General features: G+C 65.3%; 22 protein-coding genes. 13 read left to right on the top strand and 9 right to left on the bottom strand.

Translation table 11 applies throughout. From position 1 onward, the window contains the following. Positions 1–64 precede the first annotated feature (64 nt). The 4 genes from trxA to AAFN84_RS13050 are packed head-to-tail and all read left to right on the top strand — an operon-like array spanning position 65 to position 2,569. On the top strand, positions 65–1,024 hold the full coding sequence (trxA, locus tag AAFN84_RS13065; RefSeq protein ID WP_347514980.1) for a thioredoxin: 960 nt from the start codon (positions 65–67) through the stop codon (positions 1,022–1,024). A gap of 35 nt (positions 1,025–1,059) precedes the next feature. Beyond that, on the top strand, positions 1,060–1,731 hold the full coding sequence (locus tag AAFN84_RS13060; protein ID WP_347514979.1) for an LON peptidase substrate-binding domain-containing protein: 672 nt from the start codon (positions 1,060–1,062) through the stop codon (positions 1,729–1,731). Continuing rightward, positions 1,728–1,964, top strand: coding sequence for a Trm112 family protein (locus tag AAFN84_RS13055; protein WP_347514978.1), 237 nt, complete (start codon positions 1,728–1,730; stop codon positions 1,962–1,964). The genes AAFN84_RS13060 and AAFN84_RS13055 overlap by 4 nt, the downstream gene beginning before the upstream one ends. Then, on the top strand, positions 1,961–2,569 hold the full coding sequence (locus AAFN84_RS13050) for a TetR/AcrR family transcriptional regulator (protein ID WP_347514977.1): 609 nt from the start codon (positions 1,961–1,963) through the stop codon (positions 2,567–2,569). The genes AAFN84_RS13055 and AAFN84_RS13050 overlap by 4 nt, the downstream gene beginning before the upstream one ends. Positions 2,570–2,588: 19 nt before the next feature. On the opposite strand, the gene AAFN84_RS13045 is transcribed toward AAFN84_RS13050, so the two are convergent. Genes AAFN84_RS13045 through AAFN84_RS13035 form a run of 3 tightly spaced genes read right to left on the bottom strand, consistent with a single transcriptional unit; the run spans position 2,589 to position 8,357 of the window. Continuing rightward, positions 2,589–5,990 (bottom strand): error-prone DNA polymerase, encoded by a 3,402-nt coding sequence (locus tag AAFN84_RS13045; protein ID WP_347514976.1) that lies wholly within the window; start codon positions 5,988–5,990, stop codon positions 2,589–2,591. Beyond that, positions 5,987–7,510 (bottom strand): DNA polymerase Y family protein, encoded by a 1,524-nt coding sequence (locus AAFN84_RS13040; protein WP_347515135.1) that lies wholly within the window; start codon positions 7,508–7,510, stop codon positions 5,987–5,989. Before AAFN84_RS13040 ends, AAFN84_RS13045 begins: the two co-directional genes overlap by 4 nt. Continuing rightward, the gene (locus AAFN84_RS13035) at positions 7,431–8,357 is read right to left on the bottom strand and encodes a hypothetical protein (protein ID WP_347514975.1); all 927 of its coding nucleotides are present in this window, start codon (positions 8,355–8,357) and stop codon (positions 7,431–7,433) included. Before AAFN84_RS13035 ends, AAFN84_RS13040 begins: the two co-directional genes overlap by 80 nt. Before the next feature lie 206 nt (positions 8,358–8,563). Between AAFN84_RS13035 and AAFN84_RS13030 the strand changes: the two genes are divergently transcribed. Then, entirely contained in the window at positions 8,564–8,986 is a 423-nt protein-coding gene (locus AAFN84_RS13030) for a metallopeptidase family protein (protein WP_347514974.1), read from the top strand. A gap of 198 nt (positions 8,987–9,184) precedes the next feature. On the opposite strand, the gene AAFN84_RS13025 is transcribed toward AAFN84_RS13030, so the two are convergent. Next, complete coding sequence (locus tag AAFN84_RS13025; protein WP_347514973.1) at positions 9,185–9,391, bottom strand: DUF1737 domain-containing protein; 207 nt, start codon at positions 9,389–9,391, stop codon at positions 9,185–9,187. A 10-nt stretch (positions 9,392–9,401) separates the two neighbouring features. Next, a complete protein-coding gene (locus AAFN84_RS13020) occupies positions 9,402–10,274 on the bottom strand; it encodes a CoA ester lyase (protein WP_347514972.1) in 873 nt (290 codons plus the stop codon). Between the two features lie 122 nt (positions 10,275–10,396). Here AAFN84_RS13020 and AAFN84_RS13015 point away from each other — a divergent pair, with 122 nt between their 5' ends. After that, positions 10,397–11,566: an FAD-binding oxidoreductase gene (locus AAFN84_RS13015; RefSeq protein WP_347514971.1), complete on the top strand. Its 1,170-nt coding sequence runs from the start codon at positions 10,397–10,399 to the stop codon at positions 11,564–11,566. Between the two features lie 6 nt (positions 11,567–11,572). Here the strand turns inward: AAFN84_RS13015 and AAFN84_RS13010 are convergent, their stop codons facing one another. Beyond that, on the bottom strand, positions 11,573–11,842 hold the full coding sequence (locus tag AAFN84_RS13010) for a DUF982 domain-containing protein (protein WP_347514970.1): 270 nt from the start codon (positions 11,840–11,842) through the stop codon (positions 11,573–11,575). A 231-nt stretch (positions 11,843–12,073) separates the two neighbouring features. Between AAFN84_RS13010 and AAFN84_RS13005 the strand changes: the two genes are divergently transcribed. Further along, on the top strand, positions 12,074–12,517 hold the full coding sequence (locus AAFN84_RS13005; RefSeq protein ID WP_347514969.1) for a glyoxalase superfamily protein: 444 nt from the start codon (positions 12,074–12,076) through the stop codon (positions 12,515–12,517). A gap of 52 nt (positions 12,518–12,569) precedes the next feature. Here the strand turns inward: AAFN84_RS13005 and AAFN84_RS13000 are convergent, their stop codons facing one another. Further along, positions 12,570–13,688 (bottom strand): aminotransferase, encoded by a 1,119-nt coding sequence (locus AAFN84_RS13000; RefSeq protein ID WP_347514968.1) that lies wholly within the window; start codon positions 13,686–13,688, stop codon positions 12,570–12,572. Between the two features lie 98 nt (positions 13,689–13,786). Between AAFN84_RS13000 and leuD the strand changes: the two genes are divergently transcribed. The 5 genes from leuD to leuB all read left to right on the top strand — a co-directional run bounded on the left by leuD (position 13,787) and on the right by leuB (position 17,115). Further along, positions 13,787–14,392, top strand: a complete 606-nt coding sequence (gene leuD / locus AAFN84_RS12995) for a 3-isopropylmalate dehydratase small subunit (protein ID WP_347514967.1) — start codon at positions 13,787–13,789, stop codon at positions 14,390–14,392. Positions 14,393–14,399: 7 nt separating this feature from the next. Further along, entirely contained in the window at positions 14,400–14,639 is a 240-nt protein-coding gene (locus AAFN84_RS12990) for a DUF2798 domain-containing protein (protein WP_347514966.1), read from the top strand. A 70-nt stretch (positions 14,640–14,709) separates the two neighbouring features. Beyond that, positions 14,710–15,528 (top strand): hypothetical protein, encoded by an 819-nt coding sequence (locus AAFN84_RS12985; RefSeq protein ID WP_347514965.1) that lies wholly within the window; start codon positions 14,710–14,712, stop codon positions 15,526–15,528. Between the two features lie 13 nt (positions 15,529–15,541). Further along, positions 15,542–15,928, top strand: coding sequence for a RidA family protein (locus AAFN84_RS12980; RefSeq protein ID WP_347514964.1), 387 nt, complete (start codon positions 15,542–15,544; stop codon positions 15,926–15,928). 80 nt (positions 15,929–16,008) lie between these two features. Beyond that, positions 16,009–17,115 (top strand): 3-isopropylmalate dehydrogenase, encoded by a 1,107-nt coding sequence (gene leuB, locus AAFN84_RS12975; RefSeq protein WP_347514963.1) that lies wholly within the window; start codon positions 16,009–16,011, stop codon positions 17,113–17,115. 122 nt (positions 17,116–17,237) lie between these two features. On the opposite strand, the gene AAFN84_RS12970 is transcribed toward leuB, so the two are convergent. Continuing rightward, positions 17,238–17,684, bottom strand: coding sequence for a DUF6644 family protein (locus AAFN84_RS12970; protein WP_347514962.1), 447 nt, complete (start codon positions 17,682–17,684; stop codon positions 17,238–17,240). 17 nt (positions 17,685–17,701) lie between these two features. After that, positions 17,702–18,088 carry a DUF6152 family protein gene (locus AAFN84_RS12965; protein ID WP_347514961.1) on the bottom strand — a complete coding sequence of 129 codons (387 nt, stop codon included), beginning with the start codon at positions 18,086–18,088 and terminating at the stop codon, positions 17,702–17,704. A 146-nt stretch (positions 18,089–18,234) separates the two neighbouring features. Here AAFN84_RS12965 and AAFN84_RS12960 point away from each other — a divergent pair, with 146 nt between their 5' ends. Beyond that, positions 18,235–18,369, top strand: a complete 135-nt coding sequence (locus tag AAFN84_RS12960) for a hypothetical protein (RefSeq protein WP_347514960.1) — start codon at positions 18,235–18,237, stop codon at positions 18,367–18,369. The last annotated feature ends 22 nt before the right edge of the window (positions 18,370–18,391 follow it).

The raw sequence follows: 18,391 nt of genomic DNA, 5'->3' as shown, positions 1-18,391 counted from the left end.
CCTCGACGCTGGGCGCACACGGTATTAGACCGGTCTCCACGTCGGACAAAGCTGAGGAAGAGCCATGAGCGCGCAGGACAACCCGTATGGCGGCGGCTATGCCGTGCAGTACGACACCGGCAACGCCGCACCGCAACCGCAGGAAGCGCGCGAACCGGCGGTTAAGGACACGACCACCGCGACCTTCCCCGCTGACGTGATACAGGAATCGCGGCAGCAGCCGGTTCTGGTCGATTTCTGGGCCCCGTGGTGCGGCCCGTGCAAGCAGCTCGCGCCCGCGCTCGAAAAGGTCGTCGCAGAATCCGGCGGCCGGGTGAAACTCGTGAAGATGAATATCGACGACCATCCCACGATCGCCGGCCAGCTCGGCATCCAGTCTATTCCGGCCGTGATCGCCTTCCGCGACGGGCAGCCGGTCGACGGCTTCATGGGCGCAATTCCCGAAAGCAAGATCCGCGAATTCGTCGACAAGGTCGCCGGTCCCGGTGGCGCCGAACAGGCAACGGCCGAGGCTCTGGACGCGGCAGCCGAACTGCGCGGCGAAGGTGATGTACGCGGCGCGGCGCAGATTTATGCCGCGATCCTCGGGCAGGAGCCCGACAATCTCGATGCGCTGGGCGGACTGGCCGATGTGCTCGCCGAGATGGGCGACATCGAGGGCGCAAGGGAGGTGATCGCCCGCGCGCCGGAAGGGTCGGACGAGGCGTCGCAGCTCGCCGCCGCCAAAGCGAAGGTCGCGTTGGCCGACCAGGTCGCGGAATTGGGCGATCCGACCGAATTGCAGCGCAGGCTGGAGGTGAACCCGAAGGACCATCAGGCCCGGTTCGATCTCGCCCTGGTTCACAATGCGCTTGGCGAGCGCGAACAGGCCGCCGACGGATTGCTGGCGATCATGAAGGCCGATCGCACCTGGGATGATGACGGCGCACGTCGTCAACTGCTCAAGTTCTTCGAGGCCTGGGGTATGACGGACGAGGCGACGCTGGCGGCACGGCGCAAGCTTTCGTCCTTGCTGTTCTCATAGACCGGGCGTGACGACATAAAGACAGGGAGTTGGATGTGCAGGCAGGAAACGCGCGCTATCGCACGCAGAAGGACCTGCCGGAGACGGTGGCGGTCTTCCCCTTGTCCGGCGCGCTTTTGTTGCCGGGGGGCCGCATGCCGCTCAACATATTCGAACCGCGCTATCTCGAGATGACCGACCACGCGCTGGCAGGTGACAGGTTGATCGGCATGATCCAGCCGCGGCTGGACGGAGCGCTGCGCACGGATGGCGAACCCGAACTGTGTGAGGTCGGCTGCCTGGGCCGCATCACATCCTATGCCGAGACCGGCGATGGCCGATGTCTCGTCTCGCTCCAGGGCGTGTGCCGTTTCAGGGTTGCCAGCGAATTGTCGGCGAAGACGCCGTTTCGCCAGTGCCGCATCACCGCCTTCATCGCCGATCTCGACGCCGAGGCCGGCGCCTCCGAGGTGGACCGGCCAGCGCTCTTGAAAGCGTTCCGCGCCTATCTCAAGGCCAACGATCTCGATGCCGACTGGGAAAGCGTCAGCCGGGCGGAGAACGCGATGCTCGTCAACGCGCTGTCGATGATGGCGCCGTATGGACCGGCGGAGAAGCAGGCTCTTCTCGAGGCACCGGACCTGCGCACGCGCGCGGAGACGCTTATCGCCATGACCGAGATCGCGCTTGCCCGAGACGACGACGATTTCGGATCGAGCCTGCAATGACGGATGACGTGGCAAAGCCCGGCGCGGAAAGTGTCGCCGCGCGCCATGGCGTCGACCCCAAGCTGCTCGAGATGCTTGCCTGTCCGCTGACCAAGGCGCCGCTGTCGTGGAACGCGCAGACCGGCGAACTGATCTCGAAGGCCGCGAGGCTCGCCTTCCCCGTGCGCGACGGCGTGCCGATCATGCTGCCTTCCGAGGCCCGGACGCTCGAGCAGGAGGAGTTCTCGCGGTGAGCCGCGCGGGCGCCGGCCAGCCACACGCAGGCACCGGTCGCTCCAGGGGCAGGGCCAATCGTGAAGCGATCACGGCCGCAGCCGCGGACCTGTTCTGGCGCGAGGGCTACGCTTCGACCACGCTGGCGCGGATCGCTACGGCGGCGCAGGTACCGCCCGGCAACCTCTTCTACTATTTCAGGACCAAGGCCGAGCTCGCCCAGGCCGTCGCCGACATATTCGTCGCCGAAACCGATGCCATGCTGCGGGCCACGGAAGAAGAGGAATCCGATCCGCGCCGGAGGCTGGTGGCCATGGTTTCGCGGCTGTCGCGCAGCCTGCGCAGTCGCGTCGCGCATGGCTGCCCGATCGGCCTGTGCGTGCGCGATTTTCGAGGCGAGGCGCCACAGGCATCAGAGCGCGCGGCGCAATCCTTCCAACTGCTGATCGGTTTCATGGCGCGCGAACTGGGGCGCGCCGGCCAGCGTCCGTCGATCGCCCTGACCCAGTCACGCGCTGCCCTCGCCGAGTGGCAGGGGGGCATCATGCTTGCCCACGCGCTGAAAGACGCTTCAGTGCTCGCCGAGAGCTTTCGACGGATGGAGCGTCTCCTGTCCAGTCCCTGAGACGGCGATCCGGATACGGTCAATGGAAATTCCTCCCCTTGGGCATGACCTTCCGGACCGCCCCCGATCCGGTCATCTCTGGCGCCGCCCCCTCTGGTCCGGCCTTCTCCGACATGCGCGGGTCGCTGTTTCCCGCGATGCGGTCCGCCGCCCCTGATGCGCGGTTCCTGACCTTGCGTGTGCCGCGACGGTCTTCCCAGACCGGACGCTTGGTCTCGTCGACCGGCGCCCTGAAATCGACCTTCATCGCCGCTTCCGAAAGCTGTTCCAGCAGCCCGCTGATGTCCTCGATGCGCTCGGCAACCACGTGGATCACGCCCGAGACGGATTGCAGCTTACCGACGACACGTACCAGCCGCGCACCCATCACCACGGCGCGGAACCGCTCGAAGGTCTTCTTCCAGACCACGATGTTGGCGATACCCGTCTCGTCTTCCAGCGTCATGAAGATGACGCCCTTGGCCGAGCCCGGCCGCTGGCGCACCAGCACGAGGCCCGAAACCGTGACGCGCCGGCCATTGCCTACCTTCTCCAGCTCGCCGTTGCGCATGGTTCCACCGCGATCGAGCGCATCTCTCAGGAAAGATACCGGATGCGCCTTGAGGGACAGCGACAGCGATCGGTAGTCCTGGATGACATGTTCACCCGCGGGCATTGACGGAAGCGCAACGACCGGCTCGTGGTCGGCCAGGCGAAGCTCGGGCCGCTCGAACAGCGGCAGGCGTTCGGCAGCACCCTTCTCGTCGAGCGCCCGCACCGCCCACAGCGCCGCGCGCCGGTCGAGCCCCAGCGAACGGAACGCATCCGCCTCGGCGAGCCGCTGGATCACTGCGCGCGGCAGGCCGGAGCGCAGCCACAGGTCGCGAACCGATTCATAGCCAGCACCGCGATTGCCGACCAACGCCTCGACCGCCTTTTCCGGCAGCCCCTTGATCTGGCGCAGGCCGAGCCGGACGGCGTGCTCCGTCCTGATGACGCCGCTCATCTCCCGGTGGCGCGGCGCGATCCGGGAACGGTCGAACGGAGACGGTTCAACCGTGCAGTCCCATTCCGACAGGTTGACGTCGGGCTCGCATATCTCGACGCCATGCTCGCGCGCGTCGCGCACGAGTTGCGCGGGGGCATAGAACCCCATCGGCTGGGAGTTGAGCAGGGCGGCGCAGAAGACGTCCGGATAATAGGTCTTCATCCAGGCGGACGCATAGACCAACAGCGCGAAGGACGCCGCATGGCTTTCGGGAAAGCCGTACTCGCCGAAGCCCTCGATCTGGCGGAAGCAGCGCTCGGCGAAGTCGCGCTCATATCCCCTTTTGACCATGCCCTCGATCAGCTTGGTCTGGTAGGTGCCGATCGTCCCGACCCGTTTGAAGGTCGCCATGGCACGGCGCAACTGGTCGGCTTCCGAGGGCGTGAAACCACCGGCCGTGATGGCGATCTGCATCGCCTGCTCCTGGAACAGCGGCACGCCCAGGGTCCGCTCCAGGATCGCTTGCAGTTCCGGTTTCGGATAATGCGGCGTCTCTTTTCCCTCCCGCCTGCGCAGGTAGGGATGCACCATGTCGCCCTGGATCGGCCCCGGCCGCACGATCGCCACCTCGATGACGAGGTCGTAGAACTCCCTCGGCTTCAGGCGCGGCAGCATCGACATCTGCGCCCGGCTCTCGATCTGGAAGACGCCGATCGTGTCGGCCCGGCAGATCATGTCGTAGACATCCGGCTGGTGGTCGCGGCACAGGAAGGTCAGGTCGAGACGCTGCTTCCAGTGGTGGCCGTAGTGGCGTTCGATCATGTCGAAGCACCGGCGCATGCACGACAGCATGCCCAGCGCCAGGACATCGACCTTGAGGATGCCGGTCCTGTCGAGATCGTCCTTGTCCCATTCGACCATGCGGCGCTCTTCCATCGCCGTGCGCACGATCGGCACGATCTCGTCGAGCCTGTCCTGTGTGATCACGAACCCGCCGACATGCTGCGTCAGGTGACGCGGGAATTCGAGGATTTCGTTGGCGTGGCGCACCAGATGACGGGCCGTCGCGTCGGTGCCGTCGATGCCTGCCGCCTTCGTCTCGCGCTCGCCCAGTTCGGAGGTCGACCAGCCCCATATCGAGCTCGAAAGCGCCGATTGCGCATCCTCCGACAGGCCCAGCGCCTTGGCGACCTCGCGCATCGCCGAGCGGCCACGATAGGTCGTCACGGCGGCGGCGAGCGCGGTCCGCTTGGAGCTGTATTTCTCGTAGATGTAGGTCATGACGACGTCGCGCCGCTCGTGCTCGAAATCGACGTCGATATCCGGCGGCTCGTCGCGTTCGGTCGAAAGAAAGCGGTCGAACAGCAGGTCGGTGGTCGCCGGATCGACCTCCGTTATGCCGAGACAGAAACACACGGTCGAATTGGCCGCCGAACCGCGACCCTGGCACAGGATGCCTTCGCCTTTGGCAAACCAGACGATGTCGTACACGGTAAGGAAATAGGGCGCATATGCCTTTTCCCCGATCAAAGCGAGTTCGGTGGCGATGCTGCTGCGGACCTTTTCGGGAATGCATGTGGGATAGCGCCAGCGAGCGCCTTCCCAGGCCAGCCGCTCCAGCTTGGCCTGCGGGTCTTCCTGCGCCTCGTCGGGGTAGAAGTGCTTCAGCTCGTCGAGCGAAAAACGAAGCGTTTCGGCAAAGCGGATCGTCTCCGCGAGCGCGCCGGGATGACGGGCAAACAGTCTTGCCATTTCGGCCGGTGTCTTCAGGTGACGCTCGGCATTGGCGTTGAGCGCGAAACCTGCCCGCGCAACCGGCACATTGAGCCGGATCGCGGTGACGACGTCCTGCAACTGGCGCCGCTCTGCCGCGTGATAGAGCACGTCGTTGACGGCCATCATCGGAACGCCGGCAGTCAATGCCAGAGCTGCCGCCTGCTCCAGCCGCCACCGGTCGCCGCCGCCGTGAAGCGGCGCCACGGCCAGCCACAGGGCTCCGCCGAAACGGTCGCGATATCGGCGCAGAAGAGCCAGAATGTCGTCCGCGTCTCGCGACAGATCAGGCATGACGGCGAGCGACATCCGATCGCCCCAGCACATCAGGTCGTCCTGATTGAGCTGCGGGGTGCCCTTTTCACCGCGTTCGTTGGCAGCGGTCAGCATCCGGCACAGATGCCCCCAGCCCTGCCGGTCCTGCGGATAGGCCAGCATGTCCGGCGCCCCGTCACAAAAGACCAGCCGCGCGCCCGGATGATAGGCGATGCCAGCCACGTCGGCTGCCTTCCACGCCCGCACCACGCCGGCGACGCTGTTGCGGTCGGCAAGCCCGAGAGCCCGGTACCCGAGTAGGCTGGCCGCAACCGCAAGCTCTTCCGGCTTCGACGCGCCTTGCAGGAAGGAGAAGTTCGACTGCACCGCGAACTCCGCATAGGCTATGTCGGCCTGCCTGTTCATGCGAAGATGCCGTGAAGGAACCAGCGCGGCATCTCTGTGGCGGTGCCGTAAAGACCCTGCCGGAACAGCCAGTAGCGGCGCCCCTCCTCGTCCTCGACCCGGAAATAATCCCGCGTGGGGCCTTCCTGCTCTCCCTCAAGCCACCATTCGGGCGCGATGCGCTCCGGCCCCTCGGCGCGCGCGACCCGATAGAACACCCGCCGCCAGCGGAAATGATAGGGAGGGCCTTCAGGCACCTCGGCCATGGCGACCTCGACGGGTTCCGGCCTGGCAAGCAGGCGGACCGGGCGCTCGGACTCCATCGCCTCTGCCACCTTCGATCCAGGGTTCGCACAGAAGGGCGACCAGTCCACGGCCCGCTCGGGCACATGACTTTCGACCAGTCGCGACGTCATCAGCGCTTCTTCGCCCAGCCGCGCCCTCACCCGGTCGGCAAACAGCGCCAGATCGGCCTCTCCATCGTCGCTCCTGCCCGAGAGATCGCCCTGTTCCTGCGCGAAGGGCGCCGCTTCGATCACCGAGAGCCGCACCAGTTCGAAGCCGCAATCGGCATCGAGATTGCCGATCGCGGTCATGCGTTCGTGAAACAGCCGCTTGATCATCGCCGGCTCGCGCAGCGGCCGCGACGCGCCGATGGTGATGCGCTTCACAATTCCGTCGACACGGAAAAGCGCCAGTTGCAGCAGCCTTGCACCCTCGCCCCGCCGCTCGAGATCCTCCTTCAGCGTGGCCGCCAGCAGCAGGACGAGGCGCTCGATCTCTTCATCCGTCACGATCGGCTCGGCCAACTGCCGCTCCACCGAGAGCGATGCCACGGCAAGGCGCGGCGACACGGCCTCCTCGACAACCCCAAGCGCCTGATCGAGCCGCAGGAGCAGCCCCTTGCCGAAGCGCCGTGCCAGAGGCGCACGCGGCGCATCCATGATCGCGCCGACGGTGCGCAGGCCGACACTTTCCAGTCCCGTGCGCTGCGCCTGTTCCAGCCGCAGCGCATCCAGCGGCAGCGGCGCGAGCGCGACGGCCTCGCCACCGGGCGGCACCGGCAAGGCCTTCAGGAAGTGCGCCGCCGCCCAGGCCATGCCCGGCGTCGAGGCGAGCCCGGCACTGGCATGGAAACCCTGCGCATGAAACCGATCGAGCATGTCGTCGAGCATCGCCTGCTCGCCGCCAAAGAGATGCGCGCAGCCGGTGATGTCGAGGAAAAGCCCGTCCGCACCGTCGAGCGCCACCAGCGGCGTATAGCGGTCGCACCAGTCGGCAAGCGCGACGAGCAACCGGTGGTCGGCGGCGGTGTCAACCTCCAGCACCTCGACATCGGGGTGCATGGCGCGCATGTCGGCAAGCCCCAGCCCTCGCTGCAGGCCAAGGCGGGCACCTTTTTCGCAGAAGGCGGCGACCCGCTGGGAATTGTTGTCGCGATGGCTGAAGACGAGCGCCGGCCTATGCCGCTCCCCGGACAGCCAGGAAGCGCCCAGCCTTGTCCGCAGGACGCGGTCGCTCGCCAGATACGGAAACCACAAGGCCAGTATCCGCCGTCCGGTCGGCAGCAAGGGGTCTCTCATGGAAGGCGCGTTCATCTTCGTTCCATTCCAGCACGGCTGTTGCAGGCATAGCGGTACGGCTCCGGCCGATCTCGACCATGAAGGCCGGCGGGCCGATCGAGCCTTCGAGCGCGCGTGAGAAGAGCCGGCGCTCCCCCGCCGGCGCCGGCGATACGACGAGGCGCACCGGCGCCGCCGTCGGCTCCGGCTGCCCGGCCTGGCGCAGGAGAAAGAAGGGCCGGGCCGCGGCCTGGGCCCGGCGATGCAGCCGCCGGGTTGCGGTCAGGTCCAGCCTGTGCGCGACCCCGCGAACCTCCAGGAGGACGGCCGACAGGCGGGACAGTCCCGCCGCCTCCTCAGCCACCCACAGGGCATCCTCGATGCGCCGTGTCTGCGCCAGCAGAAGCGCCTCCGCCTCCAGTCCGAAGCGATGCAGGATGCCGGGCGCGTAGGGCCGGCCGGCTTCCGACAGAACCTCGCTTGTGGCGATCCACAAAAGCGGCGCCGTCGTCGCCGCCAGCCTCCGCGCCATGACCGCGAGCGCCAGCGAAAAGCCGGCCACCGCGCCGGCATCACGCGTCTGGCGCCCATGGATTTCCGTCAGCCCGGCCAGCGGCAAGCCGCCGTCGAGCGCGACGTCGAGGCTTGGAGCGCCGATCGGCAGCAGGGCGCCTGCCGTCGGCCGCCCGGCATGGCGCAACACGATGCCCGCTCCGCCGGCCTCAGCCGCCGGCTGTTCAAGCCGCTCGGCGAGCCTGCCCTCGATCTTCGCGATTTGCCGGCGCAGGGCAAAAACCGTTTCCCGCGCCACGACGGATGTCGCCATGGTGCCGCTCTCTTCTTGTAAATGTTCCTGTTATGTTCCTATGGATTCCAGAGCGGCCACGAAGAGTCAAGCACGGGTGGACAAGAATTTATTCCTTCCCTTGCGTCGACACGCACCGCCCCTTGGCGACTGCCTTCACCATAGAGCCGCTTCAGGGCTCGAAAGCGGCTGCACAAAGGTCTATATGGCGGTCCAAAGGACACAGAATGGCGCGCATCTATCAGACACGGGACTGGGAGGACCAACTCTCCCCGTCCATTCAGGAATTCGAACTCATGGCGCTGGAGATCTATGCCCACCTGCCGGCCGAGTTCCGCCAGTTGACCGGCGAGATCGTCATCCAGATCGCCGAATTTCCCACCGAAGAGATCATGGACGATCTGGCGCTCGAGACGCCGTTCGACCTGCTGGGGCTGTTCGAGGGGCGCGGCATCGCCGAGCGCTGGAACCCGTCGACGGGCGAGGGGCCCAACCGCGTCACGCTCTACCGCCGCGCCATCCTCGACTACTGGGCCGAGAACGAGGAAACGCTGGGCGACATCGTCTCCCACGTGCTGATCCACGAGATCGGCCACCATTTCGGCCTCTCCGACGACGACATGGAACGCATCGAGACCAACGCGGAATAGGTTTGTTTGGGTGGAGGTTCGCGCCCTTTATCAGCGTTCCGGCATGGATCCCCGGGTCAAGCCCGGGGATGACGAAGCTCATATGTCGCAGCTAAACGTCGATGCTGGCGGTTTGCCGCATCCATCTCCACCTCGTCATCCCCGGGCTTGACCCGGGGATCCATGCCTGAACGGCGCGACAGGCGCGGCGGCCGATACCTACTGCTCGCCGAGCTTCATCCCAGGATCGTAATCCTTGCCGTAGACATCCTTCACCACGGCCTGGCCGCAGCGCATGGTCTTGGTTTCCGCATCGAAGGCGTAGGTCGGCGAGCCATGCAGGTGCCAGCCTTTGGACAGCGCCAGCGACACCTTGTGGCAGAAGCTCGAATCGTCGGGTCCGGTGAGCAGTCGGTAGAGTTTCATCCTGTTTCCCTCATAGGCCGGCCTTGGCCAACAGCCGTTCGGCCTGATCCAGATGCAGCCGCTCGACCATCCTGCCGTCCAGCGAAATGACGCCGCGGGTCCCGTTTTCGGGCAGTGCGAAGGCGGCACGGATCGCCAGCGCATCGTCCACCTCCTCCTGTGAAGGCGAGAAGGCGCTATTGGCCGGCTCGATCTGAGCCGGATGGATCAGCGTCTTGCCGTCGAACCCCATATTGCCGGCTTCGGCGCATTCACGGCCGAAGGCGTCGAGGTCACGGAAATCATTGCTTACGCCGTCGAGCACGTCGAGCCCGCCGGCGCGGGCGGCCAGAACCATCTGCATCAGCCATGGAACGAGATAGCGACGGTCGGGCGTCGCGCGGATGCCGGTTTCCTTGACGAGGTCGTTGGTGCCGGCGACGAGGCAGGCGAGCCGCGCGCCGCGGTCGCGCCCCAGCTCGGCGATCGTGCCGATATTGAGCATCGCACGCGGCGTCTCGATCATCGCCCACAGCCACATCGAGGCCCGCGCATCGGCTTCGTCGAGCACGTCGTTGGCTTCCAGCACGTCGCGCGCCGTTTCCACCTTGGGCAGCAGGATGGCGTCCGGCCGGCATTCGCGCGCGGCAAGCAGGTCGTCGCCTCCCCATTCGCTCGACAGCGCGTTGATCCGGATGACCATTTCCTTGCCGTCCTTCTCGCGCGAGGCGAAGAAGGCGGTGACGGCATCGCGCGCCTCCGCCTTCTGCGAGGGCGCGACCGAATCCTCCAGGTCGACGACGACGCAGTCACAGGCCAGCGAGGCGACCTTGGCCAGCGCCTTGGCATTGACGGCAGGCACGTAGAGAACGGAGCGGCGGCGGCGGAGGGGTCTGATCTGCATGGCAGCCTTTCTGGCGCAAGCGATTCTTTCGCGCAAGCGCCACGGCGCGGCAATGCGACTCTTGCAGCCGCATCGCGAAGCTGTTTGGCTCCGCCCGAGACATCACGGGGAATATACCGCTCATGCCCAGCAGCGACATCGTCATCATCGGCGGCGCGATCATCGGAGCCTCGATCGCCTGGTTCCTGCGCGAGGAAGGATTTTCGGGCACGATCACGCTGATCGAGCGCGATCCGCAGTTCACGCAGGCCTCAACGACCCTGTCGGCCGCATCGATCCGCCAGCAATTCTCGATTGCGGAGAACATCAGGCTGTCGCGTTTCACGCTCGGCCTGTTCAGGGAGCTGAAGGAACGGTTCGGTGCCGACGCCGACATTTCATTCCGCGAGAAGGGCTATCTCATCCTGGCGGGCGCCGAGGGCATGCCGGTGCTCGCGGCCAACCACGCGGTGCAGTTGGCGGAAGGCGCCGACATCGTGCTCGAGGAGGCCGCCGCCCTGCAGGAACGCTTCCCCTGGCTTTCGACGGAAGGCATCGCCGGCGGCGCCTATGGCCGCTCCGGCGAAGGCTGGTTCGACGCCCACGCGCTGCTGGGGCTGATTCGCAAGGGTCTCAAGAGCAGGAACGTCGAGATAATCACGGGTGACGTGGTCGCCATCGGCCGGACAGGCAACCGCGTCACGGGTGTCACGCTGGCCGACGGGCGGACGATCGATGCCGGAATCCTCGTCAACGCCGCCGGCCCCAATGGCGGCAAGATCGCCGCCCTTGCGGGCCTTCATCTGCCGGTCGAACCGCGCAAGCGCACGGTCTTCGTCTTCGAGGCGCGCGAGCAATTCGAAGACATGCCGTTGCTCGTCGACACCTCCGGCATCTGGGTGCGGCCGGAGGGCTCCGTCTACATCACCGGCGGCGCCGAGGACGAGGCAGGCGAAGGCGCCGCCGACCCGAAGGATTTCGACCCCGACTGGCCGCTCTTCGAGGAAATCGTCTGGCCAGCCCTCGCCACGCGCGTGCCGGCTTTCGAGGCGATCAAGCCGGGTCGCGCCTGGGCCGGCCACTACGAATACAACACGCTGGACCAGAATGCTGTGATCGGCCCCCATCCGGAAGTCGCCAACCTGCTCTTCGCCAACGGCTTTTCGGGCCATGGCCTGCAGCAGGCGCCCGCCGTCGGCAAGGCGCTGGCCGAACTCGTCGTCCACGGCGCCTACCGCAGCATCGACTGCTCGGCTTTCGGCTATGAAAGGATTGCGGAAAACCGGCCTTTCCGCGAGCTGAACGTCATCTGAGATCGATCAGGCAGGATCGGCTTCATCAAGGATGCCTGCTTCCCGCGCAGCCTCGATGAAGCCGTCGCGGGCATCCACGCGCGACCGATGGCCGTCGAACACCTTGAGGCAGGCATCTTCCGCGTCGCGATGGCGCGGACCGCGTTCCCCCGGCCAATCCGTACCGGAAAGAAAATCATAGGCCTCGCGCACCGAGCCGATGCTGCGGGTCGCGCCGCCGCTATGGACCGTCACGGGAGCGTCGAAAGGCTTGTCGTCGGTGTCATCGGGTTGCATTCACCTCGAACGCCATCAGGCCGACGAGGTTCCACGGCGACCCGCGCCCTCATTGACGCCGGGCATCACCATGCCTATCTGAGCAGCCGGGTTGGGAAGCACCTGCCGCCCGCAGGCGAAAGCCATGGTGAAGCTTCCTCGAATGTCTCGTTTCCCTGTCATGTGACGGCCGAAACGGCAATGCGGGCTCCCGTGACATGCATGCCGTACCAACCGGATAGGAGAAACGCGATGACCCTTTCGTCATCCGATTACAAGACCCATGCCAAACGCCTGCGCGACGCCCTCGGTGCCGAAGGCATCAACCTCTCGCACGGCAAGGCGCTCGACATCGTCGCCCGCCAGCATGGCGAGCGCGACTGGAACACGCTGTCTGCACGCACCGGCACGGCATCGCCGGTCAATGACCAGCCCGCCCCGCCTTTCGTGGTCGGCGACGCGGTCGAGGGTGCCTTCAATGGCAACGCCGCCAGCGGCCGCGTCATCGGGCTTGCCGAGACCATCAAGCCGGATCTGTGGCGCGTCACGGTGAAGTTTTCGCCGCCGGTCGATGCATCGACCTCGCAGAACTTCCGCGCCGAACGCACCCGCGTGGAGATGGTGGTCGGCGCAGATGGCCGCTCACGCCGCCTCACCGGCACGGAAACCGGCGTCATGGCGCTGCGCCGGGCGTAAGGAGAAGGAGCATGGCGGTCGAGATGATCGCCATGCTCATCCATCATCCCGATCACCTCCCCGCCAGAAACTCCGATACCGCGCCCAACCCCTCACGCAGGATCTGCGTGTTGTTGGCATAGCCGATCCGAACCGTGCCCTCCGCGCCAAGCGCAGCGCCGGGCGTGAAAAGCACCCCGGTTTCCTCGAGCAGCCTCAGGCAGAACGCTTCGGAGTCGGTCTCTTCGCCGTAGCGCAACAGGGCGGTGGTGCCTCCCTGCGGCCTTTCCCAAGAGATCGAGGGCTGTCCCGCGACCCATTCGTCCAGAATGGCAAGATTCTGCCGCACGATTGCGCGGTTGCGGGCGAGTATCGCATCCCTGCTCTCCAGCGCGATGGCAGCCAGCAGATCGTCCACCATGCCGACACTGATCGTGTTGTAATCGCGGTGGATGGAAACGTCTCGCAGCAGGTCCGGATCCCCGACGATCCAGCCGAGGCGCAGTCCCGCCAGCGAGAACGCCTTCGACATCGAGCCGATCGAGATGCCTTTCGGGTACATATCGGCGACCGAAGCGGTCGTCCCGTCCCCGCTCTGGTCGATGCCGCGATACACTTCGTCGGACAACACCCATGCGCTGCAGCCTTCAGCGATGCGCACGATCTCTTCCAGCACCGCGCGGTCCATCAGCGCGCCGGTCGGATTGTTGGGATTGGCGAACGCGATCAGCTTTGCGCCGCTTTTCGTAAGGTCCCGCAATTCGTCGAGGTCGACCGCGTAGCCCTGCTCCTCCCGCAATGGCAGTTTCTTGACCGTCGCGCCGAGGCTTTCGGGGATCGAGACATGCTGCTGGTAGGTCGGCACGATCGAGATGACGGTGTCGCCCGGTTCGACGAGAGCGGAATACACCAGCGAATTTGCCCCGATCGCACCATGCGCGACCAGCACGTCGTCAGGTCCCCTGGTCTCGTAGAGTTCTGCGATCGCGTCGCGCAGGCGTTGCGATCCTTCGATCGCCCCATAGGTCAGCTTCATCGGCAGGAGTTCGTCGAGGATCGCGTTCGACTTGCCGGCAAGCGCCAGCAACTCCGCCACCGTCAGCGATTCCACGCAGGTTTCTGCGAGATTGTAGCGGCAGTGATTCTCGTGCCTGTTCATCCATATCTCGACCCCGAACGCGTCGATCCGCATGCGCCTCTCCCTCGGCCGGTTGGCAGGCCTTTGATTTTCCGGTCTTTGAGTGTAAAGCGGGCCGGACAGAATTCCGAGGCCGAAAGACAGGCAGAACAATGGACAAGTTCACCAAGCTCACGGGCGTCGCCGCTCCTCTCCCGATCGTCAATGTCGACACCGACATGATCATCCCGAAGGACTACCTCAAGACCATCAAGCGGACCGGGCTTGGCACAGGCCTGTTCGCCGAGATGCGCTATAACGAGGATGGCAGCGAGAACCCGGACTTCGTGCTCAACAAGCCTGCCTACCGCAATGCCCAGATCCTCGTGGCCGGCGACAATTTCGGCTGCGGCTCCTCGCGCGAACACGCGCCGTGGGCGTTGCTCGATTTCGGCATTCGCTGCGTGATCTCGACGTCGTTCGCCGACATCTTCTACAATAACTGCTTCAAGAACGGCATACTGCCGATAACGGTCAGCCAGGAAGATCTCGACAAGCTGATGGACGATGCAGAACGCGGCTCAAACGCCACGCTGACCGTCGATCTCGAAGCCAAGGAAATCCATGGCCCCGATGGCGGCGTCGTCACGTTCGACCTCGACGATTTCAAGCGTCATTGCCTGCTGAACGGCCTCGACGACATCGGCCTGACGATGGAGAAGTCGCCGTCGATCGCCACGTTCGAACAGCGCAATGCGGAAAGCCGTCCCTGGGCCTGAGCCGGCTGTGAGGCCGTTCGTCCCAAAGCGTGTCGAACAGGTCGCCTTCGGCTTCCTGCTGACCTGTTTCATGACATTCATCGTTTCGGGCATCGCCACGTTCCTTGCCATTCAACGTGTCGACGCCGGATTCGCGAGCCTCTGGTTCACGGCATGGATGTCGTCCTGGGCTGTCGCATTTCCCTCGGTGCTCGTCGTCGCACCGCTGGTACGGCGCATCCTTCGCCGCATCGTGATCGACGGCTAAGATCGAAGCATGGTTCCGCGAACGCGCCGGGCACGCTAGATTGCCCGCACGCAACCTCGGGGAACCGTGCATGACCCTCTTATCGACAAGCCGCCTCTGTGCGCTTCTTCTTATCGGATTGGCCGCGATACCCGCCTCGGCGCAGGATGACCCGCCCGAGACCATCGACTTCGCCGGCGGCGAACTCAGCATCACCGAGACGCCCGACTACGACAAGGTGCTGGCGTTCAACGGCGAGGAGCTCGCCCGCGACTACTTCGTCATGTTCGACAGGATCGCCGATGTCGCCGGCACCGACGTCGCCTTTTTCAGCGTCGGCCCGGGCGGAAATGCCTGCTCGCCGTCCATCGTCATGGTCTGGAAGCCACAGGACGGCAACATCACCTCGGCGACCACCGAAGATGACTGCGACACGCCGGCGCCGGCAGTCACGGACTATGGCGTGTATTTCGTCCCTTACCTGCTGCCTGGTGAGCAAGCCGACCTGCGGATCTGGACACCTGAGCAGGGGTTTAGCGTTCACGGGCGCCTGACCTACGCCCCCGAGCCGGGAACCGATTGGGCCAGCTTCGATCCCGCCACGGTCTCCCATCCGCTGGATCTGTTTCGCAATGCCGACATCTACGCGGCCGCCCAGGCGCTGCTGGAGGATGACCTCGGCGAGGTTGCGATGGGTCTGGGCACCGCGGGAAGCCCCGAGATGGCCAATGGCCTCGTCTCTGCGCGCGGATGCGTTCCCCATGCCTGCGGCGGTTCGGATAGTTTCGTCGTCATCGACCCTCTCGGCGAGGCGGTCTACTTCGCCCAGCAAGGCGACGGCACCCGGTTCTGGCCCGCCCGCGACGAATGGCCCGCAGAGGCCGACGCGCTGATCCCGTCCGACTTCTGATCCCGAGGCAGCCATGACCCGCCATCTCATCTCCACCGGTTCTCCCTTCGAGAAGACCGCAGGCTATTCGCGCGCGGTGGTCGACGGCGAATGGTGTTTCGTCGCCGGCACCACCGGTTACGACTACGCCTCTATGACGATGCCCGAGACCGTCGAGGAGCAGGCCCGCAACTGCATGGCGACAATCGGTTCGACGCTCGAAAAGGCAGGCTTTTCGCTCTCCGATGTGGTTCGAGCCCACTATTACGTCACCGACCGCGGCTTCGTTTCCCAGGTCTTTCCGATCCTCGGCGAATTTTTCGGCGAAATCCGCCCGGCCGCGACGATGGTCATCTGCCAGCTCAACGAGCCGGAGATGAAGATCGAGATCGAGGTCACCGCACTGAAGCGGGACCGCTAGTGCGTCCTTCGAGACTTGCGCCCAAGCCGCGCTGGGGCTAGCAAGGCGGCGGCTTAAATCATCCCTGAAAGGCTCTTCCCATGGCATCGCGCAAGCTTCTCCTTCTTCCTGGTGACGGCATCGGCCCCGAGGCGATGGCGGAAGTGCGCAAGCTCATCGCGGTGATGAATGCCGAGATGAGTGCCGGCTTCGAGACCGACGAGGCGCTCGTCGGCGGCAGCGCCTATGACGCGCATGGCGCCTCGATCGCCGACGCTGACGTCGACAAGGCGATGGCCTCCGATGCGGTGCTGTTCGGCGCCGTCGGCGGGCCAAAGTGGGACGGCGTCCCCTACGAGGTGCGCCCGGAAGCCGGCCTGCTGCGCCTGCGCAAGGACATGGAACTGTTTGCGAACCTGCGCCCGGCGATCTGCTATCCCGCGCTTGCCGCGACCTCGTCGCTCAAGCCGGAAGTGGTCGAGGGCCTCGACATCCTGATCCTGCGCGAGCTCACCGGCGGCGTCTATTTCGGCGAGCCAAAGGAGATCATCGACCTCGGCAACGGCCAGAAGCGCGGCATCGACACCCAGGTCTACGACACCTACGAAATCGAGCGCATCGCCGGCGTCGCCTTCGAACTGGCGCGCACGCGCGGCAACAAGGTCTGCTCGATGGAGAAGCGCAACGTCATGAAGTCAGGCGTTTTGTGGAACGAGGTGGTCACCGCGACCCACAAGGAAAAATACGCCGACGTCGAACTCACCCATATGCTGGCGGATGCCGGCGGCATGCAGCTCGTCCGCTGGCCGAAGCAGTTCGACGTCATCGTCACCGACAATCTGTTCGGCGACATGCTGTCTGACGTCGCCGCCATGCTGACCGGCTCGCTGGGCATGCTGCCGTCCGCCTCGCTGGGCGCGCCCGACCCCAAGACCAGCAAGCGCAAGGCGCTTTACGAGCCGGTACACGGCTCCGCGCCCGACATCGCCGGCCAGGGCATCGCCAATCCGATCGCCATGATCGCCTCATTCGCCATGTGCATGCGCTATTCGTTCAACATGATCGCCGAAGCCGACCGTCTCGAAGCGGCGATCTCGGCCGTGCTCGATGATGGCCTGCGGACCCGCGACATCATGTCAGACGGGATGACGGAAGTCGGCACCACCGCGATGGGCGACGCGATCGTCGAGAGGTTCCGCGCCGGCTAAGGAACCGAAAGCGCATTTGAATATTGCGAAGTGATTCAGGGTGTCGGCACGCAGCCCGGCACCCTGAGGCGGCTCCTTCGCTGGTCTGGACCAGCTGGCTGACGGGCGCGACGTTCCCTTGCCTAGACAAACCCGATGAAACGGCCCGCCACCAGTATCGACACCCACAGGCACATCGACAGGGCTGCCACCAGCTTTGCGGCGCCGGTTGGTTCGGGCGTGCGCGCGAACATATGGAAGATGACGAAGTTCAGCCCGGCCAGCGCCAGCAGCAGAAGCTTGACCTGGAAAGCCGGATTGACGGCGTACTCGCTGGCGCGGATCGAGAACAGCGCCAGGCCGCTTGTGACCGCGAACGATAGGGCGATGGCGATGGCCCGGCGCATGAAACGAAAGTGCGTCGCAGCGTCCACGTAGCGCGCCACCCCAATGATACGCAGATCCATGAGCAGGATCGATCCGACCAGCACGCCAATTGACAGAATGTGCAGGGCGTTCAAGAGCGGATAGGCGACGAAAGAGGCTTTCAGCAACTCCACCGCGTGAAGTTGCTCGACCGTCGTCAGCAATTCCAGGACCGTATCGTTCAGTTTGTCGGCGCCCTGTTGGGATAGACGTCGTAGGTCTCCCCGTCGATGACGATGCGCGACGCCTTCATCGACAGTTCCGCCTGATCACGCGAGCGATTGCCGATGGCGGTCACCTCGTCACCCACCTCGGCGGTGTCTTCAGTGAAGCCGGCATTGGCGCTGGCGCGCGGCGGCGCAAGGTCGACGCGCCAGGTTTCGCCTTCCACGTCGACATCGAGCGTCGGGTGCGGATTGCCGAAATACACCGCCGTGACCGTGCCGGTCAGCTCAAACAGGCCGTCTTCGGTCCAGGCCCAGCCATGATGCGCCAGCGCGGCTGTAGCTCCGCAAGCGGCAAGACCACCGGCAAACAACGCGGCGCGGATTGAGGCATTTAGGGTCATTGGTGTCTCCATTGTCCTCTTTGCATCTTCCAGAGCTATTGCGCGCGCGATCAGGGTCAAATCACTTCGAGCTGATCGCCTCGCCCGGCCGCATTGACTCTTGCCGCCAACGGCGTACAAGGCGGGCGCGAACCGGGACAGACGCGATGCGCGGCCTTCTGATGGCATATTTTTCATTCGGCTTTTTCGGCTCTGAAGCAGACGCTTCCGCCGGACGTGCCGTCGCGCGCGCCCGCTTCACCAAAACCACCGCCAAAACGACGACCGCCAAAACGGTCTGACGTCCCTTGGCCTGCTCGCCCT

Origin of the sequence: Mesorhizobium sp. CAU 1741, assembly GCF_039839275.1 — a bacterium.
GTDB lineage: Bacteria > Pseudomonadota > Alphaproteobacteria > Rhizobiales > Rhizobiaceae > Aerobium.
The sequence above is the reverse complement of the archived record's forward strand: the minus strand, read 5'-3'. Positions and strand labels throughout refer to the sequence as shown.

What these genes read in the sequence shown, in the direction of transcription:
- AAFN84_RS13045 (WP_347514976.1), bottom strand. Translation starts at nt 5,990, where the DNA reads ATGAACAGGCAGGCCGACATAGCCTATGCGGAGTTCGCGGTGCAGTCG.
- AAFN84_RS13005 (WP_347514969.1), top strand. Translation starts at nt 12,074, where the DNA reads ATGACCCTTTCGTCATCCGATTACAAGACCCATGCCAAACGCCTGCGC.
- trxA (WP_347514980.1), top strand. Translation starts at nt 65, where the DNA reads ATGAGCGCGCAGGACAACCCGTATGGCGGCGGCTATGCCGTGCAGTAC.
- AAFN84_RS13000 (WP_347514968.1), bottom strand. Translation starts at nt 13,688, where the DNA reads ATGCGGATCGACGCGTTCGGGGTCGAGATATGGATGAACAGGCACGAG.
- AAFN84_RS13025 (WP_347514973.1), bottom strand. Translation starts at nt 9,391, where the DNA reads ATGAAACTCTACCGACTGCTCACCGGACCCGACGATTCGAGCTTCTGC.
- leuD (WP_347514967.1), top strand. Translation starts at nt 13,787, where the DNA reads ATGGACAAGTTCACCAAGCTCACGGGCGTCGCCGCTCCTCTCCCGATC.
- AAFN84_RS12985 (WP_347514965.1), top strand. Translation starts at nt 14,710, where the DNA reads ATGACCCTCTTATCGACAAGCCGCCTCTGTGCGCTTCTTCTTATCGGA.
- AAFN84_RS12965 (WP_347514961.1), bottom strand. Translation starts at nt 18,088, where the DNA reads ATGACCCTAAATGCCTCAATCCGCGCCGCGTTGTTTGCCGGTGGTCTT.
- AAFN84_RS13020 (WP_347514972.1), bottom strand. Translation starts at nt 10,274, where the DNA reads ATGCAGATCAGACCCCTCCGCCGCCGCCGCTCCGTTCTCTACGTGCCT.
- AAFN84_RS12960 (WP_347514960.1), top strand. Translation starts at nt 18,235, where the DNA reads ATGCGCGGCCTTCTGATGGCATATTTTTCATTCGGCTTTTTCGGCTCT.
- leuB (WP_347514963.1), top strand. Translation starts at nt 16,009, where the DNA reads ATGGCATCGCGCAAGCTTCTCCTTCTTCCTGGTGACGGCATCGGCCCC.
- AAFN84_RS13055 (WP_347514978.1), top strand. Translation starts at nt 1,728, where the DNA reads ATGACGGATGACGTGGCAAAGCCCGGCGCGGAAAGTGTCGCCGCGCGC.
- AAFN84_RS13030 (WP_347514974.1), top strand. Translation starts at nt 8,564, where the DNA reads ATGGCGCGCATCTATCAGACACGGGACTGGGAGGACCAACTCTCCCCG.
- AAFN84_RS13015 (WP_347514971.1), top strand. Translation starts at nt 10,397, where the DNA reads ATGCCCAGCAGCGACATCGTCATCATCGGCGGCGCGATCATCGGAGCC.
- AAFN84_RS13010 (WP_347514970.1), bottom strand. Translation starts at nt 11,842, where the DNA reads ATGCAACCCGATGACACCGACGACAAGCCTTTCGACGCTCCCGTGACG.
- AAFN84_RS13035 (WP_347514975.1), bottom strand. Translation starts at nt 8,357, where the DNA reads ATGGCGACATCCGTCGTGGCGCGGGAAACGGTTTTTGCCCTGCGCCGG.
- AAFN84_RS12980 (WP_347514964.1), top strand. Translation starts at nt 15,542, where the DNA reads ATGACCCGCCATCTCATCTCCACCGGTTCTCCCTTCGAGAAGACCGCA.